Origin of the sequence: Stenotrophomonas sp. Iso1, assembly GCF_027497995.1 — a bacterium.
Taxonomy (GTDB): Bacteria; Pseudomonadota; Gammaproteobacteria; order Xanthomonadales; family Xanthomonadaceae; genus Stenotrophomonas.
Window position 1 is genome coordinate 1,513,130 of the sequence record NZ_JAODBT010000001.1, and the last position, 15,488, is coordinate 1,528,617.

13 protein-coding genes are annotated in these 15,488 nt (G+C 62.9%); 3 read left to right on the plus strand and 10 right to left on the minus strand.

Annotated features, from left to right (window positions below; translation table 11 throughout):
• The first annotated feature begins 34 nt into the window (after positions 1-34).
• From PAN08_RS06555 to PAN08_RS06565, 3 genes are all read left to right on the plus strand, one after another.
• Positions 35-727 (plus strand): DUF998 domain-containing protein, encoded by a 693-nt coding sequence (locus PAN08_RS06555; RefSeq protein ID WP_269790660.1) that lies wholly within the window; start codon positions 35-37, stop codon positions 725-727.
• Positions 724-1,071, plus strand: a complete 348-nt coding sequence (locus PAN08_RS06560) for a RidA family protein (protein WP_269790661.1) — start codon at positions 724-726, stop codon at positions 1,069-1,071. The genes PAN08_RS06555 and PAN08_RS06560 overlap by 4 nt, the downstream gene beginning before the upstream one ends.
• Before the next feature lie 83 nt (positions 1,072-1,154).
• Positions 1,155-1,685: a hypothetical protein gene (locus tag PAN08_RS06565; protein ID WP_269790662.1), complete on the plus strand. Its 531-nt coding sequence runs from the start codon at positions 1,155-1,157 to the stop codon at positions 1,683-1,685.
• Between the two features lie 164 nt (positions 1,686-1,849).
• Here the strand turns inward: PAN08_RS06565 and rnfB are convergent, their stop codons facing one another.
• The 10 genes from rnfB to PAN08_RS06615 form a co-directional block, all read right to left on the minus strand.
• Complete coding sequence (rnfB, locus tag PAN08_RS06570; RefSeq protein ID WP_269790663.1) at positions 1,850-2,266, minus strand: Rnf electron transport complex subunit RnfB; 417 nt, start codon at positions 2,264-2,266, stop codon at positions 1,850-1,852.
• 29 nt (positions 2,267-2,295) lie between these two features.
• Positions 2,296-2,886: an HAD family hydrolase gene (locus PAN08_RS06575; RefSeq protein ID WP_269790664.1), complete on the minus strand. Its 591-nt coding sequence runs from the start codon at positions 2,884-2,886 to the stop codon at positions 2,296-2,298.
• Between the two features lie 159 nt (positions 2,887-3,045).
• Positions 3,046-5,124, minus strand: coding sequence for a methionine--tRNA ligase (gene metG, locus PAN08_RS06580; RefSeq protein WP_269790665.1), 2,079 nt, complete (start codon positions 5,122-5,124; stop codon positions 3,046-3,048).
• Positions 5,125-5,371: 247 nt separating this feature from the next.
• Positions 5,372-5,818 (minus strand): DUF2147 domain-containing protein, encoded by a 447-nt coding sequence (locus tag PAN08_RS06585; RefSeq protein ID WP_269790666.1) that lies wholly within the window; start codon positions 5,816-5,818, stop codon positions 5,372-5,374.
• 380 nt (positions 5,819-6,198) lie between these two features.
• Complete coding sequence (locus tag PAN08_RS06590) at positions 6,199-9,777, minus strand: M1 family aminopeptidase (RefSeq protein ID WP_269790667.1); 3,579 nt, start codon at positions 9,775-9,777, stop codon at positions 6,199-6,201.
• Between the two features lie 12 nt (positions 9,778-9,789).
• A complete protein-coding gene (locus PAN08_RS06595; protein WP_269790668.1) occupies positions 9,790-10,683 on the minus strand; it encodes an ABC transporter ATP-binding protein in 894 nt (297 codons plus the stop codon).
• A 504-nt stretch (positions 10,684-11,187) separates the two neighbouring features.
• Positions 11,188-11,580 carry a VOC family protein gene (locus PAN08_RS06600; protein ID WP_269790669.1) on the minus strand — a complete coding sequence of 131 codons (393 nt, stop codon included), beginning with the start codon at positions 11,578-11,580 and terminating at the stop codon, positions 11,188-11,190.
• A complete protein-coding gene (locus tag PAN08_RS06605) occupies positions 11,577-12,635 on the minus strand; it encodes a serine hydrolase domain-containing protein (RefSeq protein WP_269790670.1) in 1,059 nt (352 codons plus the stop codon). Before PAN08_RS06605 ends, PAN08_RS06600 begins: the two co-directional genes overlap by 4 nt.
• Positions 12,636-12,667: 32 nt before the next feature.
• A complete protein-coding gene (locus PAN08_RS06610) occupies positions 12,668-14,569 on the minus strand; it encodes a DUF885 family protein (RefSeq protein ID WP_269790671.1) in 1,902 nt (633 codons plus the stop codon).
• Between the two features lie 183 nt (positions 14,570-14,752).
• Entirely contained in the window at positions 14,753-15,430 is a 678-nt protein-coding gene (locus PAN08_RS06615; RefSeq protein ID WP_269790672.1) for a DUF502 domain-containing protein, read from the minus strand.
• Positions 15,431-15,488 lie beyond the last annotated feature (58 nt).

The following is a 15,488-nucleotide window of genomic DNA, read 5'->3' on the forward strand; positions in this document are numbered from 1 at the left end:
ACTCGCCCCATCCCATGCTGGGTTCCGGACATCCATGCAGGCCAATCCGCATCCCGCCAAGCAACGACAACAGGCTGGCCTCGCTCTGGTCATGGTGGCGCTGTTGGTGTTCATCCTCTGCACCACTTGGCTGCAGTTCGCGCGCGCGGATCTGGATTGGGCCTGGGCGACCCTGAGTTTGTACCTGCATGGCCCGTACGGGTTGCTGCTGCGGGTGGCGTACTGCCTGCTCGCATTGGCCATCGGGCTGTTGGCATGGTTGCTGCACCTCCAGGCGAAGGGCGCATCGCGTCGCGTGCTGCCGCCGGCACTGTTCACCGCCGCCGGGCTTGGCCTTGCCACCGTGGCGATTGGCGACAGCTGGCTACCGGAGCGCGCGCCCTTGCTGGCACCGCTGGTGCATGGCCTGTCGGCTCAGGCTGCCTTCCTGTGCGTGACCGTGGCGATGCTGCTGCAGGCTTGGTGCTTCGGTCGCGACCCGCGCTGGTCCTCCCTGCATCGCTGGAGTTGGTGGTGGGCGTGGCTGGCTTTCGCTGGCCTGTGGTTGCATGTGCTGTGGCGTGCGAGCCCGCGCGGGCTTGGCCAGAAGCTGGTGATCGCGCTGGTGGTGGGCTGGCTGCTGATGGTGGCGATTGCAGCATGGCGACGCCTGCACAAAGAGCCAGCTGAAACTTTCGGTTCGGGTCACAATGGCGGCCCCATCCAACCGAGGGAAACGACCCCATGATCGAACGTTTCGATACCGGCCCGCGCATGTCGGAAATGACCATCCACCACGGCGTGGCCTATCTGGCCGGCCAGGTGCCGGAAGACACCAGCGCCGACATCGTCGGCCAGACCGAACAGGTGCTGCAGGCCATTGACGACCTGCTGCGTCTGGCGCCGACCGACAAGACCAACATCCTGCGCGCCGAGATTTTCCTCGCCGACATGGCCGATTTCGCCGGCATGAACGAAGCCTGGGACAAATGGGTGGCCAAGGATGCAGGTCCGGCGCGTGCGACCGTGGAAGCCAAGCTGGCCAACCCGGCATGGAAGATCGAGATCGTGATCACCGCAGCGGTGCCGTAAGCCGCGTTTGTGATTCGCCCCGGATGCTGCAGTGTCCGGGGCAGCCCGGCAGTGATGCCTGCGCCAGGGTGGCAGGGAAGAGAATGAAACGTTGCCCGTTGTCTGCGGTGGCCTGTGCGCTGCTGGGAATTGGGGCTGCGCTGCATGCGGCGCCGGCACAGGAGGCGCCGCCGTCGAAGTTGATCTACGAACGCGCACCGCTGGCGCGTGTCGCGCCGCAGGATTACCCACAATTCAAGTTGATCGACGCCGAGCTGCGCAATATGGTGCGGCGCCACGGTGATCGCACCGTTCCCAATACGTTTTGTGCGGTGGCGTATCGCCTGGAGGGCGGGATGCTCGAAACGGTACTGGTCTGGGACAACGCACCGTGGTTGATCCGCTGGTGGGGCGGGGATGAGCTGGCCACGTCGGAAGAACGCTACGCCGTCTCCGCATCGTTTTCGCCGGTGACCGACCTGCAACGGGATCTGGTCGAAGACACGAAATTTCCTCTGGGCACGCGCGCTGTGGTGCGCGCTGATGCGGAAGCGCTGATCGCTGATTGCCGACAGCATGGCCGCCAGTACACGGTACCGCCGTTGCCTGCGAAGAGCGAAGACGACGAATTCTGACCGTGCAGCAGAGCACGTTGCGCGATAAGGCCGCAGTTGCGCCGGGGTGCGTTAAACGCTGCGAGCCGGGAGGTGCCAACCGCGCCGATTGTGCTGTTACTGCACAGACACGGGCGACGTAGGCTCGGGCGATCGTTGTGTTTCCGGTAAGGCCGCCGCTGGAATTACAGCAATTTCAGCTCGATACAATCCACCGGACAGGGGGGGATGCACAACTCGCAACCCGTGCACAGGTCGGCCAGCACGGTGTGCATGTATTTGGCGCCACCGACGATGGCATCCACCGGGCAGGCCTGGATGCACTTGGTGCAGCCGATGCAATCGGCTTCAACGATGACGGCGACCTGCGCCGGTTTGTGCTCGCCACGGCTGCGGTCGAACGGCATGGCCGCAACGCCCAGCACCTGTGCCAGGGCGCGTGCGCCGGCATCGCCGCCGGGCGGGCAGTGATCAACGCCGGCTTCGCCGCGTGCCATCGCCTCGGCATACGGACGGCAGCCGTCGAAACCGCATTGCCCGCATTGGGTTTGCGGCAGCAGGCGGTCCAGGCGTTCGACCAGATTGTTGGATGCTTCTTGCATGCGTGGCGTCGGGCTGCGCGAAAGGTGGATCAGGAAACCAGCTTGCCGCGGTACCAGCGCTCATGCGCCAGTGCCAGCATGGGCTTGTCTTCACGGCTGTCGCCATAGGCGTGGATGCGCTGGTACTGGCTCAGGTCGAACAACGTGCGGATGCGCGCCACTTTGCGCGGGCCGCAATCATCGTCGGCATAGCGGCCGGTGAGGCGGTTGTCCTGCACTTCCAGCGAGTTGCAGATCATCTGCAGGCCCTGCGCATCGCACCAGTGCTGCAGATACAGGTCGATGGATGCAGACACCACGGCGACGGCGTGGCCCTGCGCCTTGTGCCACTGAATCTGTTCCAGCATTTCAGGGCGAACCATTTCCGGTAGGTGCTCGCGGGCGTAGTCGTGTGCCATTTGGGTGATCTCACCGGCATGGCGGCCAGTGAATACCTGCGCAGTGACACGCCGCCGGATGCGTTCGGCCGAGATCAATTTCAACCGATACGCCAGCAGCCACGGCCCAATTCGCCACCACGCCTGCGCGCGCTGCTCCGGTGTGGCCACGCGTCGCAGAAACCGGCTGTAGGTGTCACAGACGGTGATGGTGTGGTCGAAGTCGAACAGGGCGAGTTGCATGGCGTGGGGAGGTCGTGAGCGGGGAATGAGGGAATGGGCAGTGAGAGGTTTGCGCGGGTTTGAATAGGGTTGGATGACGCGCTTTCAACAACCGCTCAGTGAACCCGCACCTGCGAAACAATCACCTTCCTCGTTCCCAGCTCCTCGATCCCTGCAGCATCAACGAACCGGCATGCCCGGCAGGGCGCCGCCGTCGGCATCCAGCAGCGCGAGCGCGCCACCGTCGAAACCGGCCGACAGGATCATGCCTTCGCTCAGGCCGAAGCGCATCTTGCGCGGGGCCAGGTTGGCGATGAACACCACGTTGCGGCCGACCAGCGTTTCCGGTTCGGCGTAGCTGCCGCGAATGCCCGAGAAAATCTGGCGCTGGCCGAGGTCGCCGGCATCCAGCAGGAAGCGCAGCAGCTTGTCCGAGCCTTCCACGAAACCGCATTCCAGCACCTTGCCGATACGCAGGTCGAGCTTGGCGAAATCGTCGATGCCGATGTACGCGGCGGCTTCACCTTCGGCCTTGGTGTCCGGCTTGGCTTCTACCTTCGCAGGCTTTTCGGCCTTGGCAGGCTTGGCCTCGGCGGCAGGCTGGGCGGTGAGGGTGTCCTTGGAAGCGTCAGTCATGGCGTCAATCATTTTCGGGTCGATACGGGTGAACAGCGGCACGTACGTGGCGATGGTGTGGGCGGCGAGCGGCTTGGCGATATCACCCCAGCCGGTCATCGGTGCATTGAGGAACGCTTCGGCCTGCAGGGCGGTGGCCGGCAATACCGGCTTGAGCGCCGCCACCAGCACACGGAACAGATTCAGGCCCTGGGTGCAGACCGCCTGCAGTTCGGCATCGGCGCCTTCCTGCTTGGCGATCACCCACGGCTTGGTGTCGTCGATGTACTTGTTGGCTTCGTCAGCCAGCGCCATGGTCAGGCGGATGGCGGCGGCCGGGTCGTTGCGTTCGTATGCCTCACGCACGGGTGCCAATGCCGCCACGAAGCGGTCGTACTGGGCCGGGTCCGGCAGTACATCGGCCAGCTTGCCGTCGAAGCGTTTGGCGATGAAGCCGGCGCAACGGCTGGCGAGGTTGACGAACTTGCCGACCAGATCGGCATTCACGCGTGCGGTGAAGTCGGTCAGGTTCAGGTCAAGGTCGTCCACGCCGCCGGAGGACTTGGCCGCGAAGTAGTAGCGCAGCGCTTCCGGAGCCAAGCCTGCATCCAGATAGGTACGGGCCATGACGAAGGTGCCGCGCGACTTGCTCATCTTGGCGCCGTCCACGGTCAGGTAGCCGTTGACGTGCAGCTTGGTCGGCGCGCGCAGGCCAGTGCCGTGCAGCACCGCTGGCCAGAACAGGCCGTGGAAATTGACGATGTCCTTGCCGAGGAAGTGGTGCAGCTCCGTGTTGCTGTCGGCAGCCAGCACGGCCTCGAAATCGTCGCCGGTCTTGGCGCACAGGTTCTTGAAGCTGGACAGGTAGCCGATCGGCGCGTCCAGCCACACGTAGAAATACTTGCCCGGGGCACCGGGGATCTCGAAACCGAAGTAGGGCGCGTCACGTGAAATGTCCCACGCGCGCAGGCCGCCGTCGGCGTCGAGCCATTCAGCCAATTTGGCCTTCACACCGGGCAGGGCCACATCGCCGGCCAGCCATTCGCGCAGGAAGCCCTGGAAGCGGCCAACTTCGAAGAAATAGTGTTCTGAATCGCGGATTTCCGGGGTGGCTCCGGAGACCACCGACTTCGGGTCGATCAAGTCGGTCGGGCCATAGGTGGCTCCGCAGACTTCGCAGTTGTCGCCGTACTGGTCGGGCGACTTGCACTTGGGGCAGGTGCCCTTGATGTAGCGATCCGGCAGGAACATGCCCTTGGCCGGGTCGTAGAACTGCGCCACCGAGCGGCGGCTGATGTGGCCGGCGGCATCGAGCTTGTTGTACAGCGCCTCGGTCAGCTCGCGGTTGGCGGCCGAGTTGGTCGAGTCGTAGTGGTCGAAATCCACGCCGAACGCAGCAAAGTCGCGCTCGTGACCGGCCTGGATGTTGGCGATGAAGGTTTCCGGCGACACGCCAGCCTTTTCGGCGGCCAACATGATCGGCGTGCCATGGGTGTCATCAGCGCAGACGTACCAGACCTTCTCGCCCATCAACCTGCGCGCGCGCACCCAGATATCGGCTTGGATGTAGCCAACCAGGTGACCCAGGTGGAGCGGGCCGTTGGCATAGGGCAGGGCGTTGGTGACGAGCGCGTTACGGGTCATGGCCATCGTTTGGAGCAAGGGAACGCGGGATTATCGCATGACCGAAAACAAGCAGCCCCGGGAGGCCCGGGGCTGGATGGGGAACGAAGGGCCACTGTGCGCGGCTCCCTTCTCCCGCTTGCGGGAGAAGGTGCCCCGAAGGGGCGGATGAGAGGGCTCCCAATGCTCTGCTTGCTAGAAGCTTCCCCTCACCCCAACCCCCTCTCCCGCTTGCGGGAGAGGGGCTCAAGCGGAGCCCGCGTCTTTGTTATTGGTCGCGCAGCCAGGTCTGCGTGCGGCAAATGAAGGCGATGCAGCCAGAGACTTCCAGCTTGTTGCCGTTCTCGACCAGGGCGATCTTGGAGCTGTAGGTCTTGCCTTTTGCCGGATCCAGGATGGTGCCGTTGGCCCACTTGTTGGTGCCGTCCGGGCGCAGGTTCCAGAGGATGGTCATGCCCTCGATGGGCTTGCCCTTGTTGGCGCCGTCGCACTTGTCGCAGACCGGGTGCGGGCCCTGGGCCGACTGCAGCACCTGCAGGACCTTGCCGCTCAGGTTGCCGTTGGCGGCTTGGGCGATTTCGACGATGGACTTCACCCGCCCGGTTTCGTCATCAATGGTTTTCCAGCGGCCAGCGGCACTGTCCGAGGCGCTGGCGGAGAAGCCGGCAGCCATCAGCGGCAGGGCCAGCAACAGGGTTTTGATCGTGGTGCGCATGAATCCCCTCCCAGGGTGTGTTTTAGCAATCGGCGGCGCCGGTACGGTGCCGAATGTAACCCCATTCGACGCCGTACGGAATCCGCGGTGCAGCAGATTGAAGCGATCCTGATCTGGAGAGTGCGGCCATCCCCGAGTGCTCCCTGCTGGCATGGGCAAGAGAAGGTGCCCCGAAGGGGCGGATGAGGGAGCTTTGGGTGCTGCATCTTTGTCGCGGTCGCTGGGAAAACAGTCGCTGGAAAAACAGAAGTGCGATACAGAGCGGCCCTCACCCCAACCCCTCTCCCGCCTGCGGGAGAGGGGCTTTGAGCAAGCGCTTTCAGTAGCTTATTTGAGCAAGCGCTTTCATCCATTGCTTTGAGCAAGCGCTTCGACGGGGCTTACTGCAGCGTCACGCGCTTGCGGTTGTCAGCAGATACCCGGTCGATCAACTTGTTGTACGGGTCGAAACCCGCCTCGCTGGGAATCTGGTCGACGGTCACCGTGATGGTCGGCGAGGTTCCCGTGATGTGGTGGCGCTGCAGGTACAGCACCTTTTCATCACGTTCCTTGCCCGACGCGCCGCTGGCGAACACGCCCACTTCGATCCAGTCGTCCAGCGTGCCGGGCGTTTCCTTGCCCACGCCGTCGGCATAACGCTTGTCGGCGTGCAGTTTCAGGGTGACGTCGTAGCGCCCATCGCTGCGCTTCTTGGCTGTCGCGTCGACCACGCGGTTGTCGTAGAAGCTGATCTTCTCGAACAGGTCGGTGATCAATGCCTGCTGCTCGGGCTTGGCTTCGGCGCGAATGAATTCCAGCAGCTCAGCCGACGTGGTGTATGGCGGTTGCTGGAACGCCTTTGCCTGGATGAAACGGCTCAATGCGCGGTTCAGTGCTTCCTCGCCCATTTCCTCGCGCAGGCGGTAGAACACCACCGAACCCTTGCGGTAATGGATGTACTGCTGATTTTCGACGCGGTACAGCGGTAGCTCTTCCACGTCTTCGCCGCCGCGCCCAGACAGATAGCTGTCGAGCTCGTCCTTGAGGAACTGCCGCATGTGCGTGCGGCCATATTCCTTCTCCATCACCATCAATGCCGAGTACTGCGACAGCGATTCGGACAGCACGGTTGCACCCTGCACGTTGGCGCCGATGACTTGATGCGCCCACCATTGGTGTGCAATTTCGTGTGCGGTGACATAGAACACGTAGTCGATGTCGTTCTTGTCACGCAAGTCAGCGATGAAGCCGATCGACTCCGAGTACGGGATCGTATTGGCAAAACTCTGTGCGAATGATTGATAGCCCGGGAACTCGATGATCCGCACCTGGCGATGCTGATACGGGCTGAAGTTGGCTTCGTAGTACGCCAATGATTTCTGTACACCTTCGATCATCCGGTCCACGTTGTACGGATGCTTGGGGTCGTAATAGATCTCGATCGGGATGTCTTTGTACATGGCCTTCTTCACCTCCCAACGTGCCGATAGGTAGGCGTAGAAGTTGAGCATCGGGCGGTCCATCGCGTAGCTGAAACAGCGGCGACCGTCACGTTCAAACTCCTTCTGCAGGTAACCCGGTGCCAAGGCGATCTGGTCCGGTGCGGTGCAGATGGTGGTGCGGAAATCCAACCAGTCCGAATCGTTGGAGATGTAGGTGTTGGCGCGTGCTGCTTCGTCCTCCAGCTTGGGCATGCGTGTGGGTTCGCCGAGGTCACGTTTGCGGCGCTCGTTGCGGTCGCTGATTTCCACGCCGGTGTCATAGCCGAACGCCGGTAGCAGGCGGCTGTTGAAGAAGCTGCCGTTGTCGACGATCTGGCTTTGCGCCTGGTCGGCGGTGATGCCGTTGGGATGAACGTCCACGGTGAAGGTGATGTCGCGTTCTTCGCCGGGCTGCAACGGCTTGTCCAGCGTGTAGATGCGGTAGCCCAGTTCTTCATCGTGCGTGGTCAGCTTGGCGCCGCCCATGTCGATGGCCGTCAGCGTGGGGTCGTCGCCCATCGCCACGTGGATGGTCGGGATCGCCGTTACGTGGGTATTGCGTACGCGGTAGCGGCCATCGACGCGCACCGACTGGGTGTCCGGATGCAGGTCGACGTTGTTGTCGATGGCGACGATGCGCGGCTGCGGGAGATCCTTGTACTTGCGGTACTCGCGCTCGTAGCGGGCTTGCCGGTCGAGCATCTGATCCGGCGAGACGAACTCGTTGCGGATGTTGGTGCTCCAGTACAACCAACCAGCGCAAGCCACGAAGGCAACCAGCGAGACCGCCAATGCGGCGCCGAGTTTGCCACTCAGCCGCTGACGGGCCAGCCGCAGCCGTTGACGCCAACCCGAATCCACACCGCGCACCCACAGGGCGGCGCAGAGCAGCAGCAACACCAGCAGGAACAGCGCCCAGTAGCCCTGGAAAGCGAGTTGGCCGCTCAGGAAATGGCCATAACCATTCATGTCCGAATACGGAGCGATCGGCCAGCTGCCGAAGTTGTACAGGTTCTGGGTGTAGTCGAGCATGCCCAGCACCGATTGCCCGATCAGCATCAGGATCAGCAGCGCGTAGCCGAGGAACTTGTTGTTGCTCAGCACCTGCAGCACCAGCGCCATGCCGCCCATCAGGAGGTAGACCACCGAATCCAGTGACAGCGTTTTCAGGTACAGCAGTGGCTCGATCTGCGTATAGCCCTTGCTCAACTGGATGATGATGGCGGTTATCCCACCTACTGCCTGGAACGCACCGACCACGGCCACCAGGGTGAGGAACTTGCCTAGCAAGGGTACCCAGTTGGGTACTGGCATCGCATCACTGATGCCCGCAATGCGCGCTCCCCGTTCACGCCACACCAGCTCACCGGCGTAGAACAGCACGATGATGATCAGTAGGAAGCTGTAGCTGTTCTGCAGTGCTTCCAGCATCTGCGAGGTCACCGGCCAGCTGGGGGTGCCGTACATGGTCTTGCGGAACAGCGCACTTGGGATGAAGTTGGCCATGCCCAGCACCAACAGCACCAGGAACGGCGCACTGCGGAACACGCCCATCGCGTCGAAACCGACCTGGCGCAGCAGCTGCTTCCAGCCCGTGGCGATGTTGAAGACCGGCGTTACCTTGGGCGCTACAACGCTGGAGCGCTTGCCGTCGGTGGTGGCGACCGTGACAACCTTCTTGCCGCGCTTGCGGCCGGTGCCGCTGCGTTCGGTACGGAACAATGCGAAGGTGGCAGCGAACAATGCGCCGGTTATCGCCAGCCACAACACACGGTTTTCCAGCAGATAGCCGGTGAAGGCGGGCAGGCCCGTATTGCGTTCCTCGGCCGACCAATAACGCATCGCCTGCGACATCGCACGCATGCCGAGTGGATCCAGCAGCGAGGAAAGACGCAGATTGTCGATGTCGGCCAGGATCGCGCGGCTGACCCCATACAACACGAAGAACACGATGACGCCGATGTACACCCACAGGATGCTGCGGGTGGTCACCGCCAGCACCGCCAACAATGCGGTGGTGAACAGCACGTTCGGCAGCACCATGAACACGAATGACCACAGATACGGCTGCAGCGACACCGGGCCGAGGCGGGCGGCATCGATCCACGGCATGAACTGGGCGATGAACAGGCCGGTCGCGATGATCACGTACATCAGCAGGCTGGCGAGCAGCGCTGCACCGAGGCGGCCCAACAGATAGTCGCGGCGTTTGATCGGGCTGGAGAACACCAGCTCGGCCGTGCCCAATTCGAAATCTCGCAGCAACGCATTGCTGACGAACAGCGTCACCACCAACAGCCCGAGCAGGGTGAAGGAGGTCATGAAGGTGGCAACCACCGACGGTGCATTGCGATGCACATTGCCGATGCTGCCACCGATCTGGACGGCATCACTGGAGGCCGCACCGAAGGCGAGCAGGGCGAACAGCACCGCCAGCAGCCACAGCAGGGGAGAACGGAGCTGCTCGCGCAGCTCGAAGCGCAGGAAGGCGAAGGTCATGGGTTGTCTCCGTCAGGCCGCTTGCGCTTGCAGGCGCAGGCGCTGGAAGTAGACATCTTCCAGGCCCGGTTCCACCGGCTCGAAGCCTTGTTCCGGACACGACTGGCTGAAGACATGGATCACCGGGTGCCCGCCCATCAGGCGCGTGGACAATACGGTGAAGCGCGATTCGTATTCTGGCAGCGCGGCCTTGGTGACCTGCTTGCGCCAGACCTGGGCTTGCAATGCGGCGATGGCATCGGCCGGGCGGCCGGTCAGCAGCACCTGCCCCTTGTTCATGATGGCCATGCTTGGGCACAGGTCAGTCACGTCCTCGACGATGTGCGTGGACAGGATCACCGCCACGTTCTCACCGATTTCGGCCAGGAGGTTGAGGAAGCGGTTGCGCTCTTCCGGATCGAGGCCGGCGGTGGGTTCGTCCACGATCACCAGCTGCGGGTTGCCGAGCAGCGCCTGGGCAATGCCGAAACGCTGGCGCATGCCACCGGAATAGGTGCCGAGCTTGCGCTTGCGCGCGTCCCACAGATTCACCTGTTGCAGCAGGCCTTCGACGACTTCCTTGCGCTGCTTGCGCGCGGTCAGGCCCTTGAGCACGGCAAAATGGTCCAGCAGGTCCAGCGCGCTCACCTTCGGGTACACACCAAAATCCTGCGGTAGGTAGCCCAGCTTGCGACGCAGCGCGTCCTTGTCGCGGAGGATGTCGATGCTGGCGCCATCGGCAGTGGTCAGCACCGCACTGCCGGAATCGGCTTCCTGCAGTGTGGCCAGCGTGCGCATCAGCGATGATTTGCCGGCGCCGTTGGGGCCGAGCAGGCCAAACATGCCGCGAGGGATGTCCAGATCGACATTCTTCAGTGCGTGCACGCCATTGGCGTAGGTTTTCGACAAACCACGGATCTGCAGCATGGACAAAAATCCCCTTGGATGATGGAAGCATCATTCAGGCCGAGCCCGGGACGGGCAATGCGCCGGAAGTCACTAGGTCATAGGACGTGCGGGTGGGGAATATGTGACGGGTAGTGGGGCGGTGATTGGCTGGTACGAGGAGTACGAGGGCGGCCAAGCGCACGTGGACCAACGTACTCTCTTCTCCCGCACGGGGTGAGGGCATGCGGTTTACGAGCCACTGGCTCGTGCATGGCCGAACGCCTCGCACGCTGTGCGAGGCCGGGGCGCGGAGCGAGGTGCCCGAAGGGCGGATGAGGGGACTGTTGCTGCTTTAGCGGTTGTCTGTTGAAGAAAAAGCAGAAGCCAGTGCCAAAAGCTAAGGCTGCCCTCACCCCAACCCCTCTCCCGCAGGCGGGAGAGGGGCTAAATCAAAAGCCAAAGACCAAAGCCAAAGCCAAAGCCCAAAGCCCAAAGACCAAAGACCAAAGACCAAAGACCAAAGCCAAAGCCAAAGCCAAAGCTTCAATCGCCCTCGTACAACTCCAGCGGCAGGTCATCCGGGTCGGCGAAGAAGGTGAAACGTCGGTCCGTAAATTCATCCAAGCGAATCGGCTCGCAGTCCACGCCTTCGCGCTGCAGGTGGGCAACGACTGCGTCCAGTGAGTCCACGCGGAACGCCAGATGGCGCAGCCCGCAGGCTTCGGGTCGGCTTGGGCGCAATGGTGGGTTGGGGAAGGAAAATATTTCCAGCTGGCTGCCATCGGGCAGGCGCAGGTCCAGCTTCCACGAGTTGCGTTCGGTGCGGAAGTTCTCCGCAATCACATCCAACCCCAGGATGCGCGTATAGAAATCACGCGAGCGCGGGTAGTCAGAGACGATCACCGCGACATGATGGATGCCTGCCAACAGCTTCATTGCGCCGCGTCCAACCAGCGACGGGCGATGTCGATTGCCAGTGAATACGGTTCCGGCGCATTGCGATTGGTCAGCACGATCACCGTCAGCTTCTGCTTGGGATAACGCACGATCACGTTGCGGAAGCCAATGCTCTCCCCGCTGTGCCACAGCGCATCACCGTTGATGCGCCAACCGAAGCCGTAATGCGGCACATCCGGCTCGTTGGTTTTGGTCGCCGGGCTGAAGGCCAGTTGCAGCGAACGACGGCTCAGCAGACGTTCGTCGTATAACGCTGCATCCCACTTGGCGAGGTCGTCAATGGAGGAATAAATGCCGCCATCGCCAAGTACCGCGCTCGTGGTGCTCTGGTCGGTGCGCTGCCAGCGGCCATCGATTTCGCTGTAGCCGTAGGCACGGTTGGGCACGTCATCGATACCCTCCTGGTGCGCGTAGCTGTTGGTCATGCCCAGCGGCAGGAAGATGCGCTGGCGCAGAAAACTGGCGAAATCGCTGCCGGACGCCTTGCCCACTACCAAGGCCAGCAGCGCGTAACCGCCATTGCTGTAGCGGTAATCGCTGCCGGGAGTGAAGTAAGTGCGGTTCTCTTTTTCCAGCAGCTGCAATACGTCGATGTCATGCACCTGCCGAGTGTCGGCCGGGTTCATCAGGTCTTCGTAATCGATCAGGCCGCTGGTGTGGCTGAGCAATTGCCGCAGGGTCATGCTGTCGGCCACGGCGGGCAGGCTGGGCAGCCACTTTTTCAGTGGATCGTCGATGGAGAGTTTGCCGTCCTCGGCCAGCAGCAGAATCGCGGCGGCAGTGAACTGCTTGCTCACCGAGGCGAGCCGGAAGTTGCTGGCCGGCGTGACGGCGGTGCGGTCTTCGAATACCGCCAGCCCATAGCTGCGACGGAACGCGGGTTGACCGTCCTTGAGCACCAGCACCGAAGCGCCTGGCACTTGGCCGTCATAGCGCTGCATCAGCGCATCAATGCCCGGGTCGGGTGGCGTCACGACGGGGGCCGCCATGGCAGTGGAGAACGCGAACAGGCACAGCGGGGCGAGTCGGTACATCCACCGGTACATGGCAGCTCCAGGGTTGGTTGTCAGGATTGTTTGCTGGCGATCCAGCGGTCGATCTTGGTTTCCAGAATATCCAGCGGCATCGAGCCATCCTTCAATATCTCGTGGTGGAACTCACGCACGTCGAAGCGCTCGCCCAGTGCGGCTTTGGCCTTGTCACGCAACATCTGGATCTTGATTTCGCCGACGCGCAGGGCCAGCGTCTGACCCGGCAGCGCCATGAAACGCTCCACTTCGGAGGCGGCATCGGCGGCAGAGATGTCGGCGTTGTCGACCATGTAGTCGATGGCCTGTTGGCGGTTCCAGCCGGCGGCATTCAAGCCGGTGTCGGCGACCAGCCGCACGGTGCGCAGCAACGTGGTCTGCAGGTAGCCCAGGTGGTCGTAGGGGTCGTTGTAGAGGCCGAGTTCTTCGCCGAGTGATTCGGCATACAGGCCCCAGCCTTCGACATAGGCGACATCGCCACCGAGACGGCGGAAACGTGGCAAGCCGGCCAGTTCCTGCTGTGCGCCCAGTTGGAAGTGATGGCCGGGGATGCCTTCATGCAGGTACTGCAGCGTTACCGACCAGCGTTTGCGCGAGGGCAGGTCGCCGGTGTTGACGTACAGCACGCCCGGTTGCTGGCCGTCGCCACTGCCGGGCTGGTAGCTGGCAGCGCTGGCGGTGAGTGCGCGCTCCGGTTCCACCGGTTTGATTTCCAATGCGGCCTTCGGCCGTTGGTTGAACATGCGCGGCAATACGGCTTCCACGCGCTGGCCGGTTTCGCTGTAGCGGGCCAGCAATGCATTGGCGTCCTTGAACACGAACTGGCGATCGCTGCGCATCGCGTTGAAATTCTTCTGCATCGAGCCGCGGATCTTGGCGTCTTTCATCACGGTGGTGATGCGCGCCTGCAGGTCCTTTACCTCCTGCTCGCCGAGGGCATGGATCTCCGCCGGCGTGCGTGCCGGGGTGGTGCTGCTGGCCACGTTGTAGGCATACCAAGCCTGGCCATTGGGCAGTGCGCCCATGCCATCGGTGCGGCGTGTGGCCGGCATGTATTCGGTGGCGATGAAGCCCCGCAGCGAACGGTAGGCCGGCATGATCCGGTATTCGATCATGCGCTTGTATTCGGCGGTCAGCCGCGCCTTGTCTTCGGCGGAGAAGTCTTCGGGCAGATTGCGGATGGGGCCCCAGAACAGGCTTTCCTCGGCGGTCGGTTTGATCACCGCATCCAGCTGCGGCAGCACCTTTTCCATCAGCGTGCGCGGCTGCACTACGCCAGCGGTCATGCCTTCGCGCATGTTGACGATGGCCTGGTCGAACAGGCTCGGGATGCCAAGCGAACGCCGCGACCAGTTTTCGTAGTCCTTGACCGTGCGAAACGGCTGCGCACCCGCACCGGAGCCCAACACCGCGATGATGCTGGACAGGTTGTAGTACTGGTTGATCGGCATCATCCAGGTCGGGTATTGCTCGCCGGCCAGTGACACATGCGCATCGCGCAGGAAGATTTCGTAGCTGAGGAGGTCCTGGCCCTGCAGGCCGTCAGCGCCGAGCTTTTCCACCTTGCCCAGCCACTCCACCATGAAGTCGTGGGACTGCTGGCGCGAGGCCGGCGACAGGAAGTTCGGAAGTTGGTCATTGAAACGGGTGTCGCCCTGGAACGTGGCCTGCAGCGGGTTCAACCGCATTGAGGCATCCCAGTATTCATCGTAGATGCGGTTCAGCTGGCTGGCCTTGTCCTGACGGACCGGCAGCGGTGCCGGCGTCGCGCGGCGGGGCGCCGGGCGCGGTGCGGTGCGTGGCCTGGGTTTGGCGGCGCGGCTCTGCGACGCAGTCGGGCGCTGGCTCTTTTTCTTGGCAGCCTCGGCAGGAGCCGTGGCGGACAGAGTCATGATTGAAGCGATTGCGAGCGCAAGAAAGCGAAGCGGGCTGGAAGGCATCGGTTGTTCCGAAAACACACTGGCCCGGGAGCTTGCCCGATATCGACGGCTACGGCTATACGGCGGGAGTGAGTGAATGGGAGTGAGAGGTGCGATCGAGCGAGGCTGTTGGTTCCCCGTTTATATGCGGCAAGCCGATGTTGCCGCCTCGCATTTCTCACTCCCATTCACTCACTCGTGTCCTCAACGGTCTCCGGCGCGGGTGAACGGCACTGTTTCCGGGGCGACCGCGCCGCCGGAGATGATGAAGCTCATCGCCTGATCTACCGTCCAGTCGGTGGGGGTCAGCAGTTCCACCGGCACGATCTCCAGGTAACCGGAGGTGGGGTTGGGCGTGGTCGGCACATAGACGGCGGCCAGCTCGCGGCCAGTGCCGGTTTCGCGGATGACGCGGGTGACCAGGCCTACCGACTTCATGTCGCGGTGCGGGAAGTCAATCAGTACGACACGTTGGGTGCTGCCGGGCTGGGTCTGCAGGATGTCCAGCAGCTTCTTGGCGCTGTCGTAGATGATGCTGGCCAATGGGATGCGGCGGATTACCGCACCAAACCAGCGCAACAGACGCTGGCCGATCACCCGACGGCTGAGGATGCCAACGACCAGGATCACCAGCACGGTAGCCAGCAAGCCGGTGAGGTCCTGCATCCATTCCACCTTGATCCAGCCCAGGTAGTGCGGGAACGAGGCAGCAATGCGCTCGGACAGCGGGACCACAAGCGGGCTGCTGATGCCCGAGAGCAGTACGAACACGAATTTGACGACCACCCAGGTCAGCCAGATCGGCAGCAGCGTGAGCAGGCCGGTCAGGAAAAGACGTTGCAGGGAGGGGCGGGGGGAGGGGGGCACGGCATCGGGTGACATGCGCTGATTGTAACGGTACGGCACCGGCCGATAAGCTCGGCTCGGTTCAGGGATGAGT